Below are 23647 nucleotides of genomic sequence, written 5' to 3'. Positions count from 1 at the left end.
TTTATGCGTAGCATCAGAGTCAGTGCACGGTTGCCATCAAGCAGTCACGCATCGCACTGGCCAGATTTTCAAATCGTTGACGCAGCGGAGAGCCCGGGCGGTACACCAGCACCAAACGGCGTGACGGTACAGGGTTGACGGCTTTGATGTAACACACGCCATCTTTTTCTTTTTCCCCCGGCAGAGACAATTGCGGCAACAGCGTAATACCAGCACCAGCCGCGACCATATTACGCAGCGTTTCTAAACTGGTGGCTTTGAAACGTTCGTCATCTTTGGCGCCTGCGGCGAAGCAGAAACCCAGCGCCTGATCGCGCAGGCAGTGGCCGTCGCCAAGCGCCAGCACAGTTTTACCATTCAGTTCCAGCATGTCCACTTCGTCACGTCCGGCCCATTCATGGCCGCACGGCACTGCGATGCTCATCGGTTCGCTGAAAATCTCAATCTCTTTAAACGGCGCGGTCTCTTCCACCGATGCCAATACCAGGCAATCCAGCTTACCCTCTTCCAGCTGGCGCACTAACTGGTGAGTCTGCGCTTCGTGCAGATACAGCTCCAGTTCCGGAAAACTCTCTTTCAGGGTCGGTACAATCCGCGGCAGCAGATAAGGCCCCAGAGTCGGAATAAAGCCAATATGCATCGGGCCTGTCATCGCGCCGCTCTGGCCGCTCGCCATATCTTTAAACGTTTTAACTTCCGTCAGAATCCGCTTGGCCTGATCCACCAGCTGCAAGCCCGCATCGGTAAACAGCACGCGGCGACTGCTACGCTCAAGCAACACGGTTCCCAGTTCGTCTTCCAGCTTACGAATTTGACCACTTAAGGTAGGCTGACTGACAAAGCAGGCCTCAGCGGCTTTACGAAAATGCTTGTGCTCAGCCAACGCCACCAAGTATTCAAAATCTCGAATGTTCATCTTGTACCTCGATAGAATTCACCTATCAAAACCATAACATCAAACGATTAGAGCTATCAAAGTTTTTCTTTAATAATAACCACAACTTTACGGAGACCACGCTCTCCCTTGAACCTCATTTCAAAACTTAAGAAGGAAAAACCATGTTTGCATCGAAAGAAGGCCAGGCTGTCCCACAAGTGACCTTTCCGGTTCGTCAGGGTGATACTTGGGTCAACGTGACCAGCGATGAACTGTTCAAGGGTAAAACCGTGATCGTATTCAGCCTGCCGGGCGCTTTCACTCCAACCTGTTCATCCAGTCATCTGCCGCGCTACAACGAGCTGTTTCCGGTATTTAAAGATCACGGTGTAGACAGCATTCTGTGTTTGTCGGTCAACGACACCTTTGTAATGAATGCGTGGAAACACGATCAGGAAGCAGAACACATTCAGTTTATTCCCGATGGTAACGGTGAGTTTACCGATGGCATGGGCATGTTGGTCGATAAAAAAGAACTCGGCTTTGGTAAACGTTCATGGCGCTACAGCATGCTGGTCAAAGATGGCATCGTTGAGAAAATGTTCATCGAACCGAATGAGCCAGGCGACCCGTTTAAAGTATCGGACGCCGATACCATGCTCAGTTATCTGGCCCCGGACTTCAAAACGCAGGAGTCAATTACCGTCTTCACCAAACCCGGTTGCCCGTTCTGTGCCAAAGCCAAACAAAACCTGATTGACGCCGGTCTGCAATACGAAGAAGTGATTCTGGGCAAAGATGCCACCAGCGTGAGCCTGCGCGCTATTACCGGCCGTACCACAGTGCCGCAAGTTTTCATCGGTGGACGCCACATTGGTGGCAGTGAAGAGTTAGAAGCGCACTTGCTCAACCGCTAATTTCATGCCGATAGCCCCTTCGTTCAGGGGCTTTTTTTTCGTCTGCATCGGGATGATTTCGCTTTGCCGCTCTGCTTACGTATACTGAGTGCGGTGTCGTATCAGAAAATATCAAAGTGAGGCGATTCGATGGCGTGTAATGATTGCCGCGAAAACTGGTTCTGGAAAAAAATTGGCCGCTGTCAGCGCTGCATGGATCAACTGACGACGCTGTCGGTCCTGTGTTGGGTGGTGTGGTACTTTGCATTCAAAGACGATCCGCGCAGCATTCAGTCGATCGCCTTGATCGTTGCCGGTTTTGCGTTTAACGCGTTGCTGTTTCTGCATCTGTGGATGAAGTATGTCATTCTGCCATGGCGCAAACGCCAAGGTAATGATAATCCGGGTGAATAGCAGGCTGAAACTTTTATTTGGCGGGGCCAGAAAAGAAAAAAGCCCTAAAACGAATCTTGTTTCAGGGCTCTCTTAGATTCTTCTAAGAAAAAGCAGTGGTACAGTTATAGACCGAGCTTCCTCTCAATGGTTCCCAAAAAAATCGATCTTTTTTTGATCTTTTTGAGCAATAAAATCTAACTCTTTATATTCAATCGCTTATGCAACACTAGCCTTAATGATCAATTGATCATCCAGATTCACTTCCAGTGCCACTTCATCACACGCATGCTGACGCGGACACTGCTCGCAATCTTTCAGCACTTTCTCAGGCAGCAATGTTTTCGAAGTCGGAATGAAGTCCAGCTTCATAAAGAACTCTGGTGTACGCGTCAGCACAAACACTTTCTTGATCGCCATCTGACGGGCTTTCTTGACGAGATAATCGACAATCGCAGTGCCTTGACCTTGCCCCTGCCAGCCAGCTTCCACACCCAGTGAGCGAATCTCGGCTAAGCCGGAGTCATACACATAGAGTGACGCGCAACCGGTGATTTCACCATTATGTTCCGCAACGGCAAACGAACCGATATCGCGCACGATTTCATTACGTGAGCGCGGCAGGTTTTCCCCCATGTTAGCCCAGTAAGTGACCATGCCTTCCAACGTTTCAATGTCGGTCAGACGTGCAGGACGTACTTTCACCGATGACGCATCACGTTTGGACAGACGTTTCTCAGCTTGTTCCACCGCATACGCGACCTGATGTGGCGCCACGCCGCCGAGAGCGCTGCGTTTTTCCAGACACGATTCAATGGTCAGAATCGCATACACATCATTTTCAATCACCGGTGAGAAGGCTTTCAACTCTTCCAGTGACAGCTCTTCCAGCGCGCAGCCTTTGGCAATGGCACCCACGACCGCAACCCCGACAATATGGTGCGCTTCACGGAACGGAATGCCTTTCGCGACCAGATAGTCTGCCAGTTCGGTTGCGTTGGCATAACCTTGTTTCGCCGCTTCCAGCGTACGTGCACCGTTCACTTTGATGCCTTCAAAACACAGTGCCGCCATTTCCATACAATCGTTCCAGGTGTCGAGCGCGTCGAACAGACCTTCTTTGTCTTCCTGCATGTCTTTGTTGTACGCCAGTGGCAGCGCTTTAACGGTCATCATCATACCGGCCAGTGAGCCATACACACGGCCGGTCTTGCCACGAATCAGCTCCAGCGCATCCGGGTTTTTCTTTTGTGGCATCAGTGATGAACCCGAAGTGACGGTATCCGCCAGTTCAATAAAACCCGACTCGCCTGAGTTGTAGAAGATCATGTCTTCAGCCAGACGTGACAGGTGCAGCATTGAAATTGACGCGGTGGTCATCAGTTCCATCACGTGGTCACGGTCCGATACGGAATCGAGCGAGTTACGGGTCGCACGACGAAAGCCGAGATTGTGTGCCAGTTTTTCACGGTCAATCGCATAAGCGGTCCCCGCCAGCGCGCCAGAGCCCAATGGGCAAGTATCCAGACGTTTGATGGCATCACTCAGACGTGAGTAGTCACGCTCAAACATTTCGACATACGCCAGACACCAGTGCGCAAACGTCACTGGCTGAGCCCGTTGCAGGTGAGTGTAGCCCGGCAGAACCGTGCCCTGATGTTCTTTGGCCACTTCCACCATTTTGTTTTGCAGGCGGTCCAGCGCGATCAGCAATTGCTGGCCCTGTTGACGACACCACAGTTTCAGGTCGGTGGCCACCTGGTCGTTACGCGAACGGCCAGTGTGCAGTTTTTTTCCTAAATCGCCGACTTTGCTGATCAGTTGCTGCTCAACCCAAGAGTGAATATCTTCCGCATCCGACAGCAGAATCTGTTCAGGATCTTCCATCACTTCCAGCTTGAGCTCATTGAGCGCCAGTTCCAGCTTTTGCTGCTCTTCTTCGCTCAGGACATTCACTGACAGCAAAGCTTTAGACCAGGCAATTGAGCCGACAATATCTTGCTCAGCCAATCGGTAATCGAAGCGCAATGAATCATTAAAGTCTTTGAATCTTGTATCTGCCGCTTGGGTAAATCTTCCGCCCCATAATGCCATTGCGTGTCTCCTAATGCTCACTCGTCACTTGCTGTGCTAGTATAATATCCGACCTGAATCAGGCGATTTATTGTGTTTGTCAAAGTTACGGGAAGTTGAACAAAAAATAAAGTAAAAATTCATTTTTTAAACATAGTTATTCAGTAACTATTCCCGCATTAATCTGCTTATTATCTCAGACACAACAAAGCCCGCTTGCTACGCAAACGGGCTTTTATATTTATGTCAGGTTTTGACTATTTATTTCACTGATTATTTCTTCGCCGCGGCGCTTAACGCACGGATACGGCTAGACAGTGAGTACAGACGGATGAAGCCGCCAGCGTGGCTTTGGTCGTACACGTCGTCCGCACCGAACGTTGCAAACTCTTCAGAGTATAGGCTGTTTTCAGAACGTTTCTGAGTTGCCGTTGCCTGGCCTTTGTAAAGCTTGATCACCACTTCACCATTCACGTCCTGCGCCAGCTCTTCTGCCGCGGCAAACACTGACTTACGCAGTGGCGTAAACCAACGGCCATCGTACACCAGGTGAGACGCTTTGATGCCCAGCTCTTCACGGAACTCAAACGCGGTTTTGTCCAGAACCAGCTGTTCTACTGCACGCAGCGCTTCCATCATGATGGTGCCCCCCGGAGTTTCGTAACAGCCGCGAGACTTCATGCCCACCAGACGGTTTTCCACGATATCGATACGACCCACACCGTGTTTCACGCCTTTCTCGTTCAAAGCAACCAGTGCGTCGTAAGGTGACAGCGCTTGGCCATCAACCGCAACCACTTCACCTTTCTCGACTTTCAGCGTCACGTATTCCGCTTCGTTTGGTGCTTGCTCTGGATCGACTGTCCACGCCCAGCAATCGTCGTTAGGTGCGTTCCAAGTGCTTTCCAGCACGCCACCTTCTGTGGAGATGTGCCATGCGTTCGCGTCACGCGAGTAGATCTTAGTCAGTGAAGCCGCACATGGAATGTTACGCTCTGCGAGGTAATCCAGACACTCTTCACGGCTGACCAGATCCCATTCACGCCAAGGCGCAATCACGTGCAGATCCGGAGCTAGAGCCGCAAAAGCACCTTCGAAACGAACCTGATCGTTACCTTTACCGGTACAACCGTGAGCCAGTGCATCCGCCCCCACTTTACGTGCGATTTCAACTTGCGCTTTAGCGATCACCGGACGCGCCATTGAAGTACCCAATAGGTATTTACCTTCGTAGTAAGCACCGGTTTTCAGCGTTGGGTAGATGTAATCTTTGACTAACTCTTCTTTCAGATCGACGACGTAACACTCCGAAGCACCTGATGCGATCGCTTTCTCTTCAATGCCGACCAGCTCGTCCGCGCCTTGGCCGACATCGGCCACGAACGCCACGACTTCACAGTCATAGTTTTCTTTCAGCCATGGAATGATGACTGATGTATCCAGACCGCCAGAATATGCGACAACCACTTTGTTTACTTGAACTTTGCTCATTACTTCTCTCCAACTTCCTGGCTCTGCGCTTGGCGGTCAGTGCTCAGGTTTATGTCCATTAATTCGTTTGTTATTTCAATTCGTTTATTCAGGCAGAAACTGCGTGCCGATGCTTTGTCCGGCGAACAGCTTGGCCAGCTTTTCCGGATAGCGCCAGGTCGCCACTTCAATCGGGCGGCCCAGATCTTTGGCCGCTTCCAGCGCTGCTTTGACCTTAACGATCATGCCGTCAGTAATCACTTTGCCGGCAATCAGGGCATCCGCCTGCTTCTCATCCATGCTTGGGATCAGATGACCTTTGCCATCCAACACACCACTCACATCCGACAGCAGCACCAACTCTGCGTCCAGCGCGCCCGCAACGGCAACCGCTGCCTGGTCAGCATTGACGTTCATCATCTGCCCCTCAGCGGTCAGGCCGATTGAGCTGATGATTGGCAGTGCACCCGCCGTCAGCAGCGCTTCAACAATCTTGGCATCGCCCGCTTTCGCCAGGCCCACCGCGCCCAATTCCGGATCCAGCTCGACCACCTGACACAGGCCGCCGTCAGCCAGACACAGGCCCACCGCATTGAGACCATCTTTGATCGCCTGCCCTTGCAGCATTTTGTTCGCTGTCCCCGCCAATGCTCCGGCAATCACCGGGATCTGGTCATAAGGCGTCACACGTAAACCGTCTTTTTTCACGGTTTTGAGCTGCAGTTTTTCCATCAGTTCGTCCACGAGGTAACCACCGCCGTGTACGATCACAATTCGTCGCTGTGCTTGGGCTTGATACTGGGCGATTGCGCCGAAAAGCTTGCTGAGTGTCTCTGCACACGACAGAGCGGCACCACCTAACTTAATCACCAATGGATTTTGCTTTGTATCCGTCATTTTTAACCCTTACACCAAAGCGGTTAGTTCATCGAAACCGTAGTGAATGTTTAAACACTGCATCGCTTGACTCGATGCACCTTTCAATAAATTGTCTATCGCCGAAACGACGATGATGTGCTCACCCTGCACTTTCCAACCGATATCGCAGAAAGGTGTGAATTCCACATCCTGAATTCTTGGCAGTGTGCTGGTATGCAGACGCACTGCTGGTTTGCCGTGGTATGCCTGCTCAAACGCTTTAGCAACCTGAGCCGCCGTCACACCCGCGGCGAGCTTCATCGTGATGGTAGCCAGAATGCCACGCTTAAAGTTGCCCAGGTGCGGAGTAAAAATCACATCGCAATCGAGATGCGTCGCGATTTCAGGCTGGTGACGATGGGTAAACACACCGTAAGGCTGCAGGCTGACTTCGCAAAAGCTGTTGGTCATGCTGGCTTTACGCCCGGCACCGGAAACACCGCTTACCGCATTGATGACTGGCCACTGAGATTTATCCACCAGGTCCGCCACCAGCAGCGGCTTAATCGCCAGTTGCGATGCGGTTGGGTAGCATCCCGCAACTGCGATCAGCTGACTATTAAGAATAGCTTCCTGATTCCACTCGGCCAGTCCGTAAGCCGCTTCAGACAACCAGTCACCATGCTGGTGTTCGAAGCCATAAAACTGTTGATAGAAACCTTCACTTTGCACGCGGTACGCACCTGACAGGTCGAATACCTGACAGTTGTTGGCGAGAAACACTGGCGCGAGGTCATGGCTGACTTCATGCGCGGTCGCAAGAAACACCACGTCCGACGCTTTGGCCACCTGCTCTACATCCAGCAGCGCATGGACGGGCATATCCACCAGCCCAGCCAGTTTGCCGTGCAATTGAGCAATCGACTTTCCGGCATCTGCGCTGTTGGCGGAAACGTATAAACCTGATAGCGTGAGCTCTGGGTGTTTGTGAACCATAAGAGCGAGCTCTGCTCCGGTATAACCGCTTGCGCCGATGATGGTGGTTTTTAGCATCTCAAAACATCCAAAAAGAAGGTGAATAACAACATTTAAAACTGACTATTAATTTCAAAAAAGACCACTTTAATCGGTTTTTTATTCATTAAAAGTGATTTAATATGTGTTTTACATTTTCAGCGTTATTCTGTCAATAGTAGGAGCGAAGATAATATGCAATTACCCAGTTTCCTCGAAGTCTATGAAGGCTTGATTTCGACCCCGTCGATTAGCGCCACGGATCCCAAGTGGGACCAAGGTAATGAGCAGGTGATTGCCAAACTGGCAGGCTGGCTGACCGATCTCGGCTTTAAAGTAGAGATTGATCAGGTTGCGCCGGGTAAACAGAACCTGATCGCCAAAAAGGGCGAAGGGGAAGGCGGCCTGTTACTGGCTGGCCACAGTGATACCGTTCCGTTTGATGAAGGGCGCTGGAACTACAATCCTCATGCGCTCACGCAGGATAACAACCGTTTTTACGGGCTCGGCACCGCCGACATGAAAGGCTTCTTTGCCTTTATTTATGAAGCAGTGAAGAAGGTGGACTGGAGCAAGCAGAACAAGCCGTTGTATGTGCTGGCGACCTGTGATGAAGAAACTACCATGCTGGGCGCGCGCCACTTCACGCAAAACGCGCCGTTCAAACCGGATTACTGCATCATCGGTGAGCCGACCAGCTTAATACCGATCCACGGCCATAAAGGCCATGTGGCCAACGCCATTCGAGTGACAGGGAAATCGGGCCACTCATCCAACCCGGCACTGGGTGTGAACGCGATTGAGATCATGTACGAAGTGCTGTTTGCGATGATGCAACTGCGCGATAAGCTGGTGAAAGAGTACCATCATCCGGGATTTGAAATTCCTACCCCTACGCTGAACCTTGGCCATATTCACGGCGGCGATGCGCCCAACCGTATCTGTGGCTGCTGTGAACTGCATTACGATGTACGTCCGCTGCCGGGCATCAGTTTGGATGGCTTGGATAATATGCTGCGCGGCGCGCTGAAAGAGGTGCAAGAGAAATGGCCGGGCCGTATCGAACTGGAGCCGCTGCACGAAGCGATTCCAGGTTACGAATGCGCGCACGATCATCCGTTTATTACCGGAGTAAGTGAAATTTGTGGTCATGAACCACAAACCGTTAACTACTGTACGGAAGCACCGTTCTTGCAAGAGCTGTGTCCGACTTTAGTCTTAGGCCCGGGCTCAATCGATCAGGCACATCAGCCGGACGAATTTCTGGCATTTGACTTTATCGATCCGACCATCAATGTGCTGTCCAAAGCTATGGTCAAATACTGCTTTTAAAGTGTGAACAAGCTGTTACGTGGCCCTGAGGCGGTTTTACCCTTCAGGGCTTTTTGTAAGAAAATTTCAACAAAAATGGATATTTATCCTAACAGATGTTCAAAAGATCCAACCGAGAAATAAATGGAATCTTAGTCTGCTGCGTTTGACGGCACTAGACAAATTTCGTTAGATTGTGTACTTAAAGAAAAGAACAATGGATGTAATTTTTTTACAAGGCAGGATGACAATGAACGAAAAATACGCCGCGCTCAAAAGTAACGTGAGCATGCTCGGTCGACTACTGGGTCAGACTATCCAGGATGCGGATGGTGACGTTATTTTAGAGAAAGTGGAGACCATCCGAAAACTTTCTAAATCTGCCCGCGCCGGCAATCAAGCTGATCGTGAGAATCTCATTGAAGAGATTAAAAGCCTGAATAACGATGAGCTGACTCCGGTCGCTCGCGCCTTCAACCAATTCCTGAATCTGACCAATATCGCCGATCAGTACCACACCATTTCGCGTCATTGCGAAGAGCATGTGTGTGAACCGGATGCGGTGCATTCGCTGTTCAGCAAACTGAGTCAGAACGGCATCAGCAAGCTGGATACCGCGCAGGCGGTTCGCGATCTGAATATTGAACTGGTATTGACTGCGCACCCGACGGAAATCACCCGTCGCACCATGATCAACAATCTGGTAAAAATTAACGAATGTCTGTCCAAACTGGAACTGAGCGATCTTTCTTCTAAAGAACGCCTAAAAACTGAGCGTCGTTTAGAACAGTTGATTGCCCAGGGCTGGCATTCTGATGTCATCCGTAAACAGCGTCCAACCCCGCTGGATGAAGCCAAATGGGGCTTCGCTGTGGTTGAGAATTCACTGTGGCAAGCCGTGCCAGAATTTTTGCGTGAACTGAATGAGAGCGTGAAAGAGTATCTGGACGAAGGCCTGCCTATCGATGCCCGCCCAGTGCACTTCTCATCGTGGATGGGCGGTGACCGCGACGGCAACCCGTTTGTCACCCACTCCATCACACGTGAAGTGATGCTCCTGTCGCGCTGGAAAGCCGCGGACCTTTATCTAGGTGACATTAACGAGCTGGTTGCCGAGCTGTCGATGACCAAGTGCAATGATGCGCTGCGCGCGCTGGCTGGTGAAGAAGAACATGAACCGTACCGCGCGGTACTGAAACGCGTTCGTTCCCTGCTTCAGGAAACACTGGAAATTCTGGATGCGAAAATTCACGGCCAGAAGCTGGCAGTGAAAGCACCGCTGCAGAATGTCAGCCAGCTGTGGGACCCTCTGTACGCGTGTTACCAATCCCTGCATGAATGTGGCATGGGCGTGATCGCCGACGGCTCACTACTCGATACCCTGCGCCGCGTCAAAGCGTTCGGTGTTCATCTGGTGCGCCTCGACATTCGTCAGGAAAGTACTCGCCACGCCGATGCGCTGTCTGAACTGACTCGTTACCTTGGTATCGGTGATTACAATCAGTGGAGCGAACAGGATAAGATTGCCTTCCTGACCAACGAACTGGCCTCAAAACGTCCGCTGTTGCCGCGTGACTGGGAGCCGTCAGCACCGGTCAAAGAAGTGTTCGACACCTGTAAAATCGTTGCCGCGCAGCCGCGTGAAGCGTTTGGCGCTTACGTCATTTCGATGGCGCGCACCGCATCCGACGTGTTGGCGGTTCACCTGCTGCTGCAAGAATCCGGCTGCCCTTACCGTATGGACGTATGTCCACTGTTTGAAACGCTGGACGACCTCAATAACGCTGAAAAAGTCATTACCCAACTGATGGGGATTGATCTGTACCGTGGCTTCATTCAGAACCATCAGATGGTGATGATTGGCTACTCTGACTCAGCCAAAGATGCCGGCGTCATGGCGGCGGGATGGGCTCAGTACCACGCGATGGAATCACTGGTTAAAGTGGCCGAAGAAGCGGGTGTTGAACTGACCCTGTTCCACGGCCGTGGTGGTACCATTGGTCGTGGCGGCGCCCCTGCGCACGCAGCACTGCTGTCTCAGCCACCGAAAAGCCTCAAAGGCGGTCTGCGCGTGACGGAACAGGGTGAGATGATTCGCTTTAAACTCGGTCTACCGGAAGTGGCGGTCAACAGCTTTAGCCTGTACGCCAGTGCAGTGCTGGAAGCGAACCTGCTGCCACCACCAGAGCCAAAACAGGAATGGCGCGATCTGATGAACGTGTTGTCGGAAGTCTCATGCGAAGCTTATCGCGCCGTGGTGCGCGGCGAGCCGGATTTCGTCCCGTACTTCCGTCAGGCCACGCCAGAACTGGAACTGGGCAAATTGCCGCTCGGTTCGCGCCCGGCAAAACGTAACCCGAACGGGGGCGTAGAAAGCCTGCGTGCGATTCCATGGATCTTCTCCTGGAGCCAGAACCGTCTGGTGCTGCCAGCCTGGCTGGGTGCCGGTGAAGCGATTCAATATTCGATCGATAAGGGTCATCAAGCACTGCTGGAAGAGATGTGTCGTGAGTGGCCGTTCTTCTCGACCCGCCTGGGTATGCTGGAGATGGTGTACACCAAATGTAACATGGACATTGCGCGTTATTACGATGAGCGTCTGGTGGATGAATCACTGCGCCCACTCGGTCAGCGTCTGCGCGATCAACTGCAAAAAGACATTAAGACGGTGCTCAACGTAGAGAACAATGAGAACCTGATGCAGAGCGATCCGTGGGGCCATGAGTCAATTCGTCTGCGCAACATCTACGTGGAGCCATTGAACATGCTTCAGGCCGAACTGTTGTACCGTACGCGTCAATCTCAGGATGCGGATCCGGAACTGGAAGAAGCCTTGATGGTGACGATTGCGGGTATCGCAGCAGGTATGCGCAATACTGGCTGATTACCAGCATAAAAATCCAATTGTTAACAAAAGATCGCCAAATGGCGGTCTTTTATTTTTTTGGATGATTTTATTGAGAATAATATCAGTTTTTTTATGAAAAACGTCATTGTATTCTACTTTATGCTTATTATTTAGATATACTACTGCTCCTCTGCGACATCCATTCAAACACTACAAGTCGCAGTCCGATATGCAAAGACATATCAATCCTAGGTGATAAACGGCTTTAAAGGTGACAAGGACAGCACTCCGTTGCTGGCAAGACTCAAACCCAGAATCTTAGTGTACCAATAGAAGTACGCACGATGGCTGAGTCTACTGTTAGAAGTTTATTAACCATTTGGATTGAAGACATGTCATTACCACACGTTATCCTTACTGTTCTTAGCACACGCGATGCAACCGGATACGACATCACTAAAGAGTTTTCTGCAAGCATTGGCTATTTCTGGAAAGCCAGCCACCAACAAGTTTACCGCGAACTGAACAAGATGGGTCAGCAAGGCCTGGTAACTTGCGTACTGGAACCTCAGGAAGGCAAACCGGATCGTAAAGTTTATTCGATCACGGACTCTGGCCGCAGTGCTCTGGGCGAATGGTTCGATCAACCAACCGCGCATCCGACAGTAAGGGATGAATTCAGTGCTAAATTGATGGCTTGTGCCGTTCAGCCAGCCGACCCATACCGTGTTCAGCTTGCTGAACTGGTGGAAGAGTCACGCAAACTGGTCGCACATTACAAAGAAATCGAAGCGGCGTACTATGCGAATCCAGCGGTCATGGACAAGCAGCAACGTCTTGAGCGTCTGACTCTGCGCCGCAATCTGCTGGTGCGTCAGGCCTGGATTCAGTGGGCCGAAGAAGTGGTCGCTGAACTGGACGCCATGGCGTAAACAGAAAAAAGGGATGATGCTCAGCACCATCCCTTTTTTGTTGTCTGTAACCGGCGGATCAAATACCGTCGCCACCGATGAAGGTTTGTGAGCGACCGTTAAAGTTCTGGTCCATATCCAGTGAAGGTTTGTCGGTTTTCGGACGACCGACGATACGCGCAGGTACACCGGCCACAGTGGTGTGCGGCGGAACCGGTTGCAACACCACCGAGCACGAGCCGATTTTCGCCCCTTCGCCAACTTCGATGTTGCCAAGAATTTTCGCCCCGGCACCAATCATCACCCCTTCGCGGATTTTCGGGTGACGGTCGCCGCACTCTTTACCAGTACCGCCCAGCGTCACGTCTTGCAGAATAGACACATCGTCTTCCACCACCGCCGTTTCACCGATCACAATGCCGGTAGCATGGTCGAGCATGATGCCGCGGCCAATACGCGCTGCCGGGTGAATATCCACCTGACACGCGACAGAAATCTGGTTTTGCAGGTAGGTCGCCAACGCCTGACGTCCCTGGCGCCATAGCCAGTTAGCCACTCGGTAGCCTTGCAGCGCGTGATAGCCTTTAAGATACAACAGCGGCATCGAATACATGGACACTGCCGGGTCGCGGTTCACTGTCGCACAAATATCACACGCCGCCGCTTCGGTGATTTTAGGATCAGCGGCAAACGCCTCCTCCACCACTTCACGCACAGCCATCGCCGGCATCGAGGCGGTATTGAGCTTATTCGCCAGAATATAACTCAGCGCCGCCGACAAGCTTTCATGTTTAATAATGGTCGCATGGTAGAAGCTCGCCAGCATCGGCTCCTGCTCTGACTGCTCGCGGGCCTCATTAATGATGGTCTGCCAGACTTTGTTTTGTGCGCACTGTTTCATTGATCACTCTGCCTCGGGCTTTTCCCGGCATGGCCTCACGCCGGGTCGCTCTTTTAATCCTTCAAAAAATGCCAAGCAGCTTAGAAGCTGTGGTTATCGTTCTGCTTTTTTATCGCGCGCCAGCAGATCTTGTGCTGCCATGCGTGCGTCTTTTCCTTGATACAATACTTGATAAATTTGTTCAACTATTGGCATCTCAACACCCATGCGTTGAGCCAGCAGCCACACCTCTTTGGTGTTGCGATAACCTTCCACCACCTGGCCGATTTCCTGCTGTGCCGTATCGACATCTTTACCTTGACCTAAGGCCAGACCAAAGCGGCGGTTACGCGATTGGTTATCGGTACAGGTCAGCACCAAATCACCGAGTCCAGCCATGCCCATAAAGGTTTCCGGCTGCGCGCCGAGTGCTGCGCCCAGGCGAGTCATTTCCGCCAGACCACGGGTAATCAGTGCGGTACGCGCATTGGCACCAAACCCAATACCATCAGACATCCCCGCGCCAATCGCAATCACGTTTTTCACCGCGCCGCCAAGCTGCATACCGATGAAATCGCTGTTGGCATAGACACGGAACGTTTTGCTACAGTGAATTTTCTCCTGCAACTCTTTGACAAACTGCGCATCCGGTGATGCAACCGAGATGGCGGTTGGCATCCCCATGGCTAACTCTTTAGCAAACGTCGGACCCGACAGCACCGCCAGCGGGTGCGATTCGCCCAACACTTCGTGAGCCACGTCCTGCAGCAGGCGGCCGGTTTCCGGCTCCAGACCTTTGGTTGCCCAGCAGATACGAGTGTCTTCACGCAGGTAAGGTTGCAGATTCTTAAGCACAATCGCAAACACATGGCTCGGTACAACCACCAGCAGATCGCGGCTCGCTTGCACCGCTTTTTGCAGATTAGACTCAATGATCAGCGACGGTGGAAAATCGATACCCGGCAGAAACTCGTGGTTCGCCCGATCAGCTTGCAGCTGCGCCATATGCTCGGGATCGTGTCCCCACAGCACGACATTCGCGCCATTACGAGCCAGAGAGATGGCCAGTGACGTACCGTACGAACCCGCGCCAATGACGGTCATTGAAATCGCTTTACCGTAGGCATTGTTTGTGTGTGAATCGGTCATTGTTCCGCCTGATGGATAACAGTTGTTCTAATTCTATACCCAAAACACCTTGGCATGCAGACGCAGCTTGGTATTTCTCCGGGGGTAAAAACAAAAATGCACATCGCACCATGCTAGGAAGATGCGCTGTGCATTAGCGTTGCCCCTCAACGCCTATGGTGAAGAGAGGCATGCAGTGAGAAGCGGCAGCTTATGCTTGCGCTTCTTCACCTTGTGCAGCTTGTTGTTGCAGGTAGTTCATGAACAGAGCGTCAAAGTTCACTGGCGCCAGGTTCAGTTGTGGGAACGTACCTTTCACAACCAAGCTAGCAATAGTTTCGCGCGCGTATGGGAACAGGATATTCGGGCAGAATGCACCCAGGCAATGTGCCAGTTGGCCAGCTTCCATTTGGTCTGCAGTAAAGATACCCGCTTGTTGTACTTCGCACAGGAATGCGTTTTCTTCTGCGTTTTTCACGGTCACAGTCAGACGTAGCACCACTTCGTATACACCGTCGCCCAGTTCACGGCTTTGCGTGTCCAGATCCAGTTTCACATCTGGGTTCCACTCTTTTTGGAACATCGTTGGCGAGTTTGGTGCTTCAAAAGAAACATCTTTCAGGTAGATGCGTTGAATTGCGAAGTTTTGTTGTGGAACTTGTTGTTGTGCTGCTTCAGCCATGATTTTGTCCTTAATACAGAGAATTTCGAGTCATTGTCCTGAGACTAACCGAGAGCTGGCGGGATCACTAGAGGGGAAACCCAATCCGTGCCAAGCATCACAACTCTTGGTTTCAGGCGCCGACATTTTATTCAGCGCCTGTTACAGAACGTTCGTGACCGATTATTTTTTGCCACGAACCAGAGGTAGATTCGCTTCGTTCCAAGCTACCAGGCCATTTTTCAGCAGGTTGACGTTTGCAAAGCCTGCTTTCGCCAGCAGCTCAGCACTTTCACGCGCTGTCTGACCAGTTTTGCATACTACGATGATTGGGTCAGATTTGTGGCTTTCAAGGGCAGCCAGGTTACCGGCTTTGATGTCCGACGGTAAAATGTGAACTGCGTCGGTAATGTGACCACGTTTGTAATCTTCTTTGGTGCGAATATCCACCACCACACCGTTTTCACGGTTCATCAGGTGCGTCACCTGAGAAGCGGTCACTTCTTTGTAAGCAGCCGTTGATGATTTATAGATGCTGACGATCAACGCCACCAAAATACCTACCCAGGCCAGTGATAGGATCATGTTCTGTTGGAAAAACTGAATGTATTCTTGCATATCCTGCGCTCTTGCAATGGTGGATCAAAACAGCCAAAGAGTATAACGAGGTTGCCAGCCTGACGCGAGCGCTTACCGCGCAGAATCGCTGACTTAGGCCACGAAAATGATCCTCGTCAGGCTGCCAACTGGCCAACCGTCTTCATTCGGGGTCAGCCAGTTTGTCTGTGTTACGCACGTGGAAACGGAAACGCGGTAACTGTATCAATATGATCTTCACCCAGCGCCAGCATGATTAAACGGTCGATACCCAGCGCCACACCAGCACACTCCGGCAACCCGGCTTCCAGCGCGGCAATCAGATGATAGTCAATCGGTTGTGGCGTAAGCCCCATTTCGATGCGTTTGGCATTGTCGGCTTCAAAGCGCGCCAGCTGTTCGCGAGGGTTATCCAATTCGTGGAAACCGTTCGCCAGTTCAATACCTTTGAAGTAGACCTCGAAGCGATCCGCCACACGCGCATCGTTCGGGTTAATTTTCGCCAGCGCCGCTTGCGAGGCCGGGAAATCATACACAAATGCCGGCACGTGCTGACCAATCTTCGCTTCAATACCCATGCTAAACAGTAATTGCAGCAATGTATCGCGATCCTGTTCCGGCTCGGCGATATCGCTCAGCCCCAGCGTTGCCGCGGCCTGCTTGAGCTCGGTCATGCAGCCTTCCAGCGGGCACACGCCCAGCACATCAAGAAAGGCCTGCTGGTAGGTCATGCGTTCGGCGGGGCCGGTTTGCAACGTCATTTGCAACAGCGCATCCATCTCATCCATCAGATCGTGATGGTCGAACCCGACTCGATACCACTCCAGCATGGTGAATTCAGGGTTGTGGTAGCGGCCGTTTTCTTCATTACGGAACGCTTTGCCCATCTGATAAATCGAACCACTGCCGGCAGCCAGCAAGCGCTTCATGTGAAATTCCGGACTGGTCATCAGATGCAGTTTACGTCCGTCGGCGTAACCCGGGCCGACAAATTCGGTCTGAAAAGTATGCAGATGCACATCGGTCACGGTGGCATGACTCATCGCTGGTGTATCCACTTCCAGCACATCACGCTCAGCAAAAAACTGACGAATGCTACGCAGCAGCGCAGCACGTTGTTTGAGTTGCTCAATTGATGCGGTCGGCATCCATTCTGACTTGCTCATATTCGGTCTTCACATAATCACAGAGGAGGCCGATTTTACTCTGAAGTAGAAAAAATCCAAACCCGTGCGTGATCGAAATCACACAAAGAGGAATAAGTATGCTCGCACTTGCATTACCGAAGCAAAAGCCCAACAGAATCAATTTTTTCAGCCTACTCCTCTTCTACACTAGCCCTACCACTTTGGTACAAGTGGAAAGTAGCGAGTACCGAGAAGAAGCTTCCCTTCATATCGAACAAGCTGCGAATAATAATCAGGGACCGTTGTCTGGTCCCAATAAAAAACTCACTACACTGGAGGATAACTGTGCAAACTATCACCACAGATATCGCAGTCATCGGCGCCGGCGGCGCTGGTCTTCGTACTGCTATTGCAGCGGCTGAAGCAAACCCGAACTTGGAAGTCGCGCTTATTTCCAAAGTTTATCCAATGCGCTCTCATACGGTCGCTGCAGAAGGTGGCTCCGCAGCAGTTATCAAGGAAGAAGACAGCCTGGACAACCACTTCAACGATACCGTTGGCGGTGGCGACTGGCTGTGTGAACAGGATGTTGTTGAATATTTCGTTGCGAACTCGACACGCGAAATGATCCAAATGGAGCAATGGGGTTGCCCTTGGAGCCGTAAAGAAAACGGCGAGGTCAACGTGCGCCGTTTTGGTGGGATGAAAGTCGAACGTACTTGGTTCGCGGCCGATAAAACCGGCTTCCACATGCTGCACACCCTGTTCCAGACTTCAATGAAGTACCCTCAAATCAAACGCTTTGATGAATACTTTGTGGTTGACCTACTGGTGGTTGACGGCGAAGTGCAAGGTCTTATCGCCATTCACATGTCAGAAGGTGAACTGGTGACCATCAAAGCGAAATCTGTCGTGCTGGCGACTGGCGGTGCAGGCCGTGTTTATCACTGCAACACCAACGGCGGCATCGTAACCGGTGACGGCATGGCGATGGCTTACCGCCACGGCGTTCCACTGCGTGACATGGAGTTCGTGCAATACCACCCAACGGGTCTGCCAGGTACCGGTATCCTGATGACCGAAGGTTGTCGTGGTGAGGGCGGTATCATCGTCAACAAAAACGGCTACCGTTACCTGCAAGATTACGGCATGGGACCGGAAACACCGGTTGGCCAGCCAAAGAACAAATATATGGAACTGGGTCCACGCGACAAAGTTTCTCAAGCGTTCTGGCATGAGCAGCAAAAAGGCAACACCATCAAACACCCACTGGGTGATGTGGTGCACCTCGACCTGCGTCATCTGGGCGAAGAATACCTGCAAGAACGTCTGCCATTCATTTGTGAACTGGCGAAAGCGTACGTCAACGTCGATCCGGCGAAAGAGCCGATTCCAATTCGTCCGACAGTGCACTACACCATGGGCGGTATCGAAACCAACGGCGAATGTGAAACGCGTATTCAGGGTCTGTTCGCGGTGGGCGAATGTGCATCGGTCGGTCTGCACGGTGCAAACCGTCTCGGTTCTAACTCGCTGGCTGAATTCGTGGTGTTTGGTCGCGTCGCGGGTGAACACGCCGTGAAACGCGCAGAAGCCTTCCAAGGCTGGAATGACAGCGCCATCGACGAGCAAGTGAAAGCGGTTGAAGCACGCATCCAGGCGCTGCTGAACCAAGAAGGCGACGAAAACTGGGCTGACATCCGTACTGAAATGGGCCATACCATGGAAGCGGGTTGTGGTATCTACCGTCAGGAAGATCTGATGGAAGAGACCATCAAGAAACTGGCGGAACTGAAAGAGCGCTACAAGCACATCAGCATCAAAGACAAAGGTAAAGTGTTCAACACTGACCTGCTGTACGCCATCGAAGTCGGTTATGGGCTAGAAGTCGCGGAAACCATGGTTCACTCTGCGCTGCTGCGTAAAGAATCCCGTGGCGCGCACCAACGTCTCGACGATGGCTGCACAGAGCGTGACGATGTGAACTTCCTGAAACACTCGCTGGCGTTCTACCAAAACGGTGATGCACCGAAGATCGATTACAGCGCAGTCACCATCACAAAATCTCAGCCAAAAGCACGTCTATACGGTGAAGCGGCAGAGAAAGCTGCAGCGGCCGAAGCAGAGAAGAGCGTAGAGGAGCAGAAATAATGTCAGCGAACCGCATTCAAAAAGTGGAAATCCTGCGCTACGACCCGGCAAAAGACGCAGAACCTCATCTACAAGGGTTTGAAGTTCCGTTTGATGAAACCATGTCGGTACTGGACGCGATCGGTTATGTGAAAGACCACCTGGACAAAGATCTGTCTTACCGCTGGTCTTGTCGTATGGCGATCTGTGGTTCATGCGGCATCATGGTCAACGGCGTGCCAAAGCTGGCATGTAAGAGCTTTTTGCGTGACTACCCAGACGGCGTGAAAATTGAGCCACTGGCGAACTTCCCTATCGAGAAAGACCTGATTGTTGACATGACCCCGTTCATCGAGCGTCTGGAAGCCATCAAACCGTACATCATCGGTAACGATCGTAAACCGGAAGACGGCACCAACCTGCAAACGCCGGAGCAGATGGCGAAATACAAACAGTTCGCCGGTTGTATCAACTGCGGTCTGTGTTACGCAGCCTGTCCTCAGTTTGGTCTGAACCCAGAGTTCATCGGCCCTGCGGCTCTGACACTGGCTCACCGTTACAACCTCGACAGCCGTGACAACGGTAAAGCCGAACGTATGAAGCTGATCAACGGCGAAAACGGTGCCTGGGGTTGTACGTTTGTCGGTTACTGCTCTGAAGTGTGTCCAAAACACGTTGACCCAGCGGCAGCGGTAAACCAAGGCAAAGTGGAGTCTTCCATGGACTTCGTCATTGCAATGCTGAAACCACAGGAGGCCTGAGGATGAGTAATCGTAAACCTTATGTTCGTGAAGTGAAACGTACCTGGTGGAAAGATCATCCGTTCTACCGCTTCTACATGGTGCGTGAAGCGACCGTACTGCCGCTCATCCTGTTCACCCTGTTCCTGACTGTGGGTCTGGGTGCATTGGTGAAAGGGCCTGAAGCGTGGAATAGCTGGCTGGCCTTCATGGCGAACCCAATCGTCATCGCGATCAACATCGTTGCGCTGGCAGGTAGCCTGTTCCATGCGCAAACCTTCTTCAGCATGATGCCGCAGGTGGTGCCAATTCGCCTCAACGGCAAGTTGCTGGACAAGAAAATCATCGTACTGACTCAGTGGGCAGCGGTAGCTTTCATCTCACTGATTGTTCTCTTCGTGGTGTAAGGAGCCTATTGTGATTAATACCAATCCAAAACGTTCAGACGAACCCGTATGGTGGGGCCTGTTTGGTGCCGGTGGTACTTGGTTTGCCATGATCACGCCAGTGACCATTCTGGTGTTGGGTATCCTTGCGCCGCTCGGCATCATTGATGCTGAAGCGATGAGCTATGAACGTGTGTCTGGTTTCGTGACCAGCATCATCGGTGCGCTGTTTGTGATCGGCACATTAGCGCTGCCGATGTGGCATGCGATGCACCGCGTGCACCACGGCATGCATGACCTGAAATTCCACACTGGAGTGGCAGGTAAAATCGCGTGTTACGGCTTTGCGGGCATCATTTCAGCGCTGGCTGTTGTGTTTATCTTCATGATCTAACACGCTGTAAAAACGCAAAGGCAGGTATCCCACCTGCCTTTTTTTGTGCTCAATTCCTTTTCAGGCAACAAAAAACCAGCGCTAAGCGCTGGTTTTTTTATCAAGCGTTAACTTACTTCACGCGGCTTACGTATTCGCCGCTGCGAGTGTCAACTTTGATTACTTCACCGATTTGGATGAATAGTGGAACACGCACAACCGCACCGGTTGATAGTGTTGCTGGTTTACCACCTGTTCCCTGAGTATCGCCTTTCAGGCCTGGGTCAGTTTCAGTGATTTCCAGTTCCACGAAGTTTGGTGGCGTGACTGAAATTGGGTTACCGTTCCACAGAGTCAGTGTACACGTGTTGTTCTCTACCAACCATTTTGCGTTTTCGCCAACCGCTTTCATGTCAGCTGGGATCTGCTCGAACGTTTCGTTGTTCATGAAGTGGTAGAACTCACCGTCGTTGTACAGGTAGTCCAGGTCGATATCCATGACGTCGGCAACTTCAACAGTGTCACCAGACTTGAATGTTTTTTCCAGAACTTTACCAGAAAGCAGTTTACGGATTCGTACGCGGTTGAACGCCTGACCTTTGCCCGGTTTTACATACTCGTTTTCGAGAATGACACACGGCTCATTATCAAGCATAATTTTAAGACCGCCTTTAAATTCATTCGTGCTAACAGTAGCCATTATTTCCTCTTACATTCTTCGAGTTAAAGTTAATGCCGCACATCATAACCCGAAAAGTCGATTCTGTTGAGCAAAACTGGATCCAACAGCTCGCGAATGGGATCTCCGATCCTGCTCAATTACTTCAGCAGCTCGGCATCAATCCTCAGCCATGGAAAAACGGCTTTGACGCGCGCAAATTGTTTGCGCAGCGGGTGCCGCAAAGTTTTGTCGATCGGATGGAAAAAGGCAATCCGTACGATCCGCTGTTGCGTCAGGTACTGCCGCTCAGTGAAGAGTTTGAGGTCCATCCGGGCTACTCCGAAGACCCTCTCGAAGAGCAGAACAACACCGTACCTGGTTTGTTGCATAAGTATCGCAACCGCGCGCTGATGATCGTCAAAGGTGGTTGTGCGATTAACTGTCGTTACTGTTTTCGGCGTCACTTTCCCTACGCCGACAACAAAGGCAGCAAAGCGGCATGGCAGCAAAGCCTGGATTACATTGCTTCGCAACCAGAGCTCAATGAAGTCATCCTTTCCGGTGGCGATCCGCTGATGGCCAAAGATCAGGAACTGAGCTGGCTGATTGAGCGTATCGGCGCCATCAGCCACATCAAACGCCTGCGCATTCACTCGCGCCTGCCCGTGGTGATTCCGGCCCGAGTGACCGATGAACTGGTGGAACTGCTGGCGAATACCCGCCTTCAGGTGGTACTGGTGACGCACATCAACCACGCCAACGAAATCAATCTCGAACTCAAACAGCAGATGGCACGCCTGCGTGCGGTCAATGTTACCCTGCTGAATCAAGGCGTGATGCTCAAAGGTGTGAATGATAGCGTTGCAGCGCAAGTGGCGCTGAGTGAAACCCTGTTTGATGCCGGCATTCTGCCTTACTACATGCACGTGTTGGATAAAGTGCAGGGCGCGGCCCATTTCTACATCAGCGATGCAGACGCCAAAGCCATCATGAGCGGGCTGCTGGAGCGCGTCTCCGGTTATCTAGTACCAACCTTAACGCGTGAGATTGGCGGTCGTAAGAGTAAAACCCCTCTCGATCTTCACCTTGAGTAACAAGTAACCGTTATCCACACCACTAAAAGCTTTTATTCGCTTCGGATTCTGATTGCGCGCATACTGCGCGTTTTTGTTCCTCAGTACGTTTAAGGCCATTATGTTTTCGTTGGATACTGTTTTTGATTTTGGCCCGTTCAGTTGGCCGGCACTGATGTGCTGTGCGATTAACGGTTTGCTGATTGGCATTGAGCGCCAAACACGCGGTAAGCCCGTCGGCATTCGAACCTCGATTCTGATTATTTCCGGAACCTATCTGTTTATGGCAATGGCGGTATCGCTCTCCCCCAACACGCTCGATCAGGCGCGCGTATTGGGCCAGATCATTACCGGCGTCGGCTTTCTTGGTGCGGGCGTGATGATGACTCAGGATGGCAAGATTCACGGTGTGACGTCCGCGGCAGTGATCTGGGTATTGGCCGCGCTCGGGCTGATGATTGGTTTGGGGTATCAGTTGCAATCGGTCGTGATTACCCTATTGGTACTGTGCGTGTTGTACGGGGTGGATAAGGTCGAAAATACCTTTCAGGGCCTGCGCCGCGGCGTACATCAGCGTTTTCGCCGCCGCCATTAAACTCCCTAGAAATAAAAAAGCGTTGCTCACAGGCAACGCTTTTTTCATTCAACCAACGCTTATTTCGCGAAGTTGATGATCGGGAAACATTTGAAGAAACCGTTGTCGGCGCAGTTGATCAGGCCAACCTGCACCCCTTCAATCTTCGACGTTTTGTTGAAGATACCGACCTGCACGGTTGAGGTGTCAGAGAAGTTCGCTGCCCCCACATCCACCATGGTGTTGCCTTCTGAGTAGTTCACAAAGCTGACGTTTGCCCCTTTCACATCATTGGTGATGTTGACCGCACCGACGTTCGCACCCACCGTTTTACCGGTGTTCCAGTTAAACAGACCCAGTGACGCACCGGTCATTTCCTGATTGATTTTGTGCGCGCCGAAAATCCCCAGGTTCACACCTGTGGTGGTTTGCGTTTCTGACATACCGATGATGGCTAAGTCCAGGCCTTTGACCTGATCCACATTGCCATACAGTGCCGCCACGCGCACACCCGCAACCGCGTTATCATCCGGGGCATTAAAGTTGTTGATTGAAGAGAACATGACCGGTGTTGATGCCATCGCAGAAGTTGAAGCCAGAGCGGCAGCCACTGCCAGCGCTGAAACGATCTTTTTCATACTAACCTCCATCGTGGGATAGTTTTGC

The 23647-nt window shown here is 51.7% G+C and carries 23 protein-coding genes; 11 read left to right on the top strand and 12 right to left on the bottom strand.

The genetic code is table 11. The features are described 5' to 3' along the window. Window positions 1-19: 19 nt before the first annotated feature. Window positions 20-916: a DNA-binding transcriptional regulator OxyR gene (gene oxyR, locus DYA43_RS00675; RefSeq protein WP_020329438.1), complete on the bottom strand. Its 897-nt coding sequence runs from the start codon at window positions 914-916 to the stop codon at window positions 20-22. 143 nt (window positions 917-1059) lie between these two features. On the opposite strand from oxyR, the gene DYA43_RS00670 reads away from it, so the two are divergent. Together DYA43_RS00670 and DYA43_RS00665 are read left to right on the top strand one after the other, a co-directional pair. After that, window positions 1060-1794, top strand: coding sequence for a glutathione peroxidase (locus DYA43_RS00670; RefSeq protein ID WP_061057153.1), 735 nt, complete (start codon window positions 1060-1062; stop codon window positions 1792-1794). Between the two features lie 129 nt (window positions 1795-1923). Next, the gene (locus tag DYA43_RS00665; protein ID WP_061057152.1) at window positions 1924-2187 is read left to right on the top strand and encodes a DUF3624 domain-containing protein; all 264 of its coding nucleotides are present in this window, start codon (window positions 1924-1926) and stop codon (window positions 2185-2187) included. Window positions 2188-2385: 198 nt separating this feature from the next. Here the strand turns inward: DYA43_RS00665 and argH are convergent, their stop codons facing one another. The 4 genes from argH to argC form a co-directional block, all read right to left on the bottom strand. After that, entirely contained in the window at window positions 2386-4260 is a 1875-nt protein-coding gene (argH, locus tag DYA43_RS00660) for an argininosuccinate lyase (RefSeq protein WP_020429301.1), read from the bottom strand. Between the two features lie 252 nt (window positions 4261-4512). Next, window positions 4513-5730, bottom strand: coding sequence for an argininosuccinate synthase (locus DYA43_RS00655; RefSeq protein WP_020329434.1), 1218 nt, complete (start codon window positions 5728-5730; stop codon window positions 4513-4515). 84 nt (window positions 5731-5814) lie between these two features. Continuing rightward, entirely contained in the window at window positions 5815-6606 is a 792-nt protein-coding gene (gene argB, locus DYA43_RS00650; RefSeq protein ID WP_020429303.1) for an acetylglutamate kinase, read from the bottom strand. A gap of 9 nt (window positions 6607-6615) precedes the next feature. Next, window positions 6616-7620, bottom strand: coding sequence for an N-acetyl-gamma-glutamyl-phosphate reductase (gene argC, locus DYA43_RS00645; RefSeq protein ID WP_024373662.1), 1005 nt, complete (start codon window positions 7618-7620; stop codon window positions 6616-6618). 156 nt (window positions 7621-7776) lie between these two features. Here argC and argE point away from each other — a divergent pair, with 156 nt between their 5' ends. From argE to DYA43_RS00630, 3 genes are all read left to right on the top strand, one after another. Further along, window positions 7777-8913 carry an acetylornithine deacetylase gene (argE, locus tag DYA43_RS00640; protein ID WP_061057151.1) on the top strand — a complete coding sequence of 379 codons (1137 nt, stop codon included), beginning with the start codon at window positions 7777-7779 and terminating at the stop codon, window positions 8911-8913. Window positions 8914-9142: 229 nt separating this feature from the next. Beyond that, window positions 9143-11776, top strand: a complete 2634-nt coding sequence (ppc, locus tag DYA43_RS00635) for a phosphoenolpyruvate carboxylase (RefSeq protein WP_020429309.1) — start codon at window positions 9143-9145, stop codon at window positions 11774-11776. Window positions 11777-12132: 356 nt separating this feature from the next. Further along, entirely contained in the window at window positions 12133-12672 is a 540-nt protein-coding gene (locus DYA43_RS00630) for a PadR family transcriptional regulator (RefSeq protein ID WP_020429311.1), read from the top strand. 58 nt (window positions 12673-12730) lie between these two features. Here the strand turns inward: DYA43_RS00630 and cysE are convergent, their stop codons facing one another. The 5 genes from cysE to epmA all read right to left on the bottom strand — a co-directional run bounded on the left by cysE (window position 12731) and on the right by epmA (window position 17083). Further along, complete coding sequence (gene cysE, locus DYA43_RS00625) at window positions 12731-13552, bottom strand: serine O-acetyltransferase (protein WP_020329428.1); 822 nt, start codon at window positions 13550-13552, stop codon at window positions 12731-12733. Between the two features lie 93 nt (window positions 13553-13645). Further along, entirely contained in the window at window positions 13646-14680 is a 1035-nt protein-coding gene (gene gpsA, locus DYA43_RS00620) for an NAD(P)H-dependent glycerol-3-phosphate dehydrogenase (protein ID WP_061057150.1), read from the bottom strand. 190 nt (window positions 14681-14870) lie between these two features. Continuing rightward, entirely contained in the window at window positions 14871-15341 is a 471-nt protein-coding gene (gene secB / locus DYA43_RS00615; protein WP_061057149.1) for a protein-export chaperone SecB, read from the bottom strand. A 162-nt stretch (window positions 15342-15503) separates the two neighbouring features. Continuing rightward, complete coding sequence (locus tag DYA43_RS00610) at window positions 15504-15938, bottom strand: rhodanese-like domain-containing protein (RefSeq protein WP_020329424.1); 435 nt, start codon at window positions 15936-15938, stop codon at window positions 15504-15506. 170 nt (window positions 15939-16108) lie between these two features. Beyond that, a complete protein-coding gene (gene epmA / locus DYA43_RS00605) occupies window positions 16109-17083 on the bottom strand; it encodes an elongation factor P--(R)-beta-lysine ligase (RefSeq protein WP_024373666.1) in 975 nt (324 codons plus the stop codon). A gap of 306 nt (window positions 17084-17389) precedes the next feature. On the opposite strand from epmA, the gene frdA reads away from it, so the two are divergent. Genes frdA through frdD form a run of 4 tightly spaced genes read left to right on the top strand, consistent with a single transcriptional unit; the run spans window position 17390 to window position 20694 of the window. Then, window positions 17390-19195, top strand: coding sequence for a fumarate reductase (quinol) flavoprotein subunit (gene frdA, locus DYA43_RS00595; RefSeq protein ID WP_020329420.1), 1806 nt, complete (start codon window positions 17390-17392; stop codon window positions 19193-19195). Then, the gene (locus DYA43_RS00590; RefSeq protein WP_020329419.1) at window positions 19195-19935 is read left to right on the top strand and encodes a succinate dehydrogenase/fumarate reductase iron-sulfur subunit; all 741 of its coding nucleotides are present in this window, start codon (window positions 19195-19197) and stop codon (window positions 19933-19935) included. The genes frdA and DYA43_RS00590 overlap by 1 nt, the downstream gene beginning before the upstream one ends. A 2-nt stretch (window positions 19936-19937) precedes the next feature. After that, a complete protein-coding gene (gene frdC / locus DYA43_RS00585; protein WP_020429317.1) occupies window positions 19938-20321 on the top strand; it encodes a fumarate reductase subunit FrdC in 384 nt (127 codons plus the stop codon). Window positions 20322-20331: 10 nt separating this feature from the next. Continuing rightward, a complete protein-coding gene (frdD, locus tag DYA43_RS00580) occupies window positions 20332-20694 on the top strand; it encodes a fumarate reductase subunit FrdD (RefSeq protein WP_020329417.1) in 363 nt (120 codons plus the stop codon). Window positions 20695-20806: 112 nt separating this feature from the next. Here the strand turns inward: frdD and efp are convergent, their stop codons facing one another. Continuing rightward, on the bottom strand, window positions 20807-21373 hold the full coding sequence (gene efp / locus DYA43_RS00575; RefSeq protein WP_020329416.1) for an elongation factor P: 567 nt from the start codon (window positions 21371-21373) through the stop codon (window positions 20807-20809). A 32-nt stretch (window positions 21374-21405) separates the two neighbouring features. On the opposite strand from efp, the gene epmB reads away from it, so the two are divergent. Together epmB and DYA43_RS00565 are read left to right on the top strand one after the other, a co-directional pair. Next, window positions 21406-22428 (top strand): EF-P beta-lysylation protein EpmB, encoded by a 1023-nt coding sequence (epmB, locus tag DYA43_RS00570; RefSeq protein WP_061057148.1) that lies wholly within the window; start codon window positions 21406-21408, stop codon window positions 22426-22428. A gap of 100 nt (window positions 22429-22528) precedes the next feature. Then, the gene (locus DYA43_RS00565) at window positions 22529-23002 is read left to right on the top strand and encodes an MgtC/SapB family protein (protein ID WP_020329414.1); all 474 of its coding nucleotides are present in this window, start codon (window positions 22529-22531) and stop codon (window positions 23000-23002) included. 59 nt (window positions 23003-23061) lie between these two features. Here DYA43_RS00565 and DYA43_RS00560 read toward each other — a convergent pair whose 3' ends face one another. Next, window positions 23062-23619: a VC2662 family protein gene (locus tag DYA43_RS00560; RefSeq protein WP_020329413.1), complete on the bottom strand. Its 558-nt coding sequence runs from the start codon at window positions 23617-23619 to the stop codon at window positions 23062-23064. Window positions 23620-23647 lie beyond the last annotated feature (28 nt).

The sequence above is a fragment of the Vibrio fluvialis genome (genome assembly GCF_900460245.1).
GTDB lineage: Bacteria > Pseudomonadota > Gammaproteobacteria > Enterobacterales > Vibrionaceae > Vibrio > Vibrio fluvialis.
Note: the sequence above shows the minus strand (reverse complement) of the source record. Positions and strands in the feature narration are given on the sequence as shown.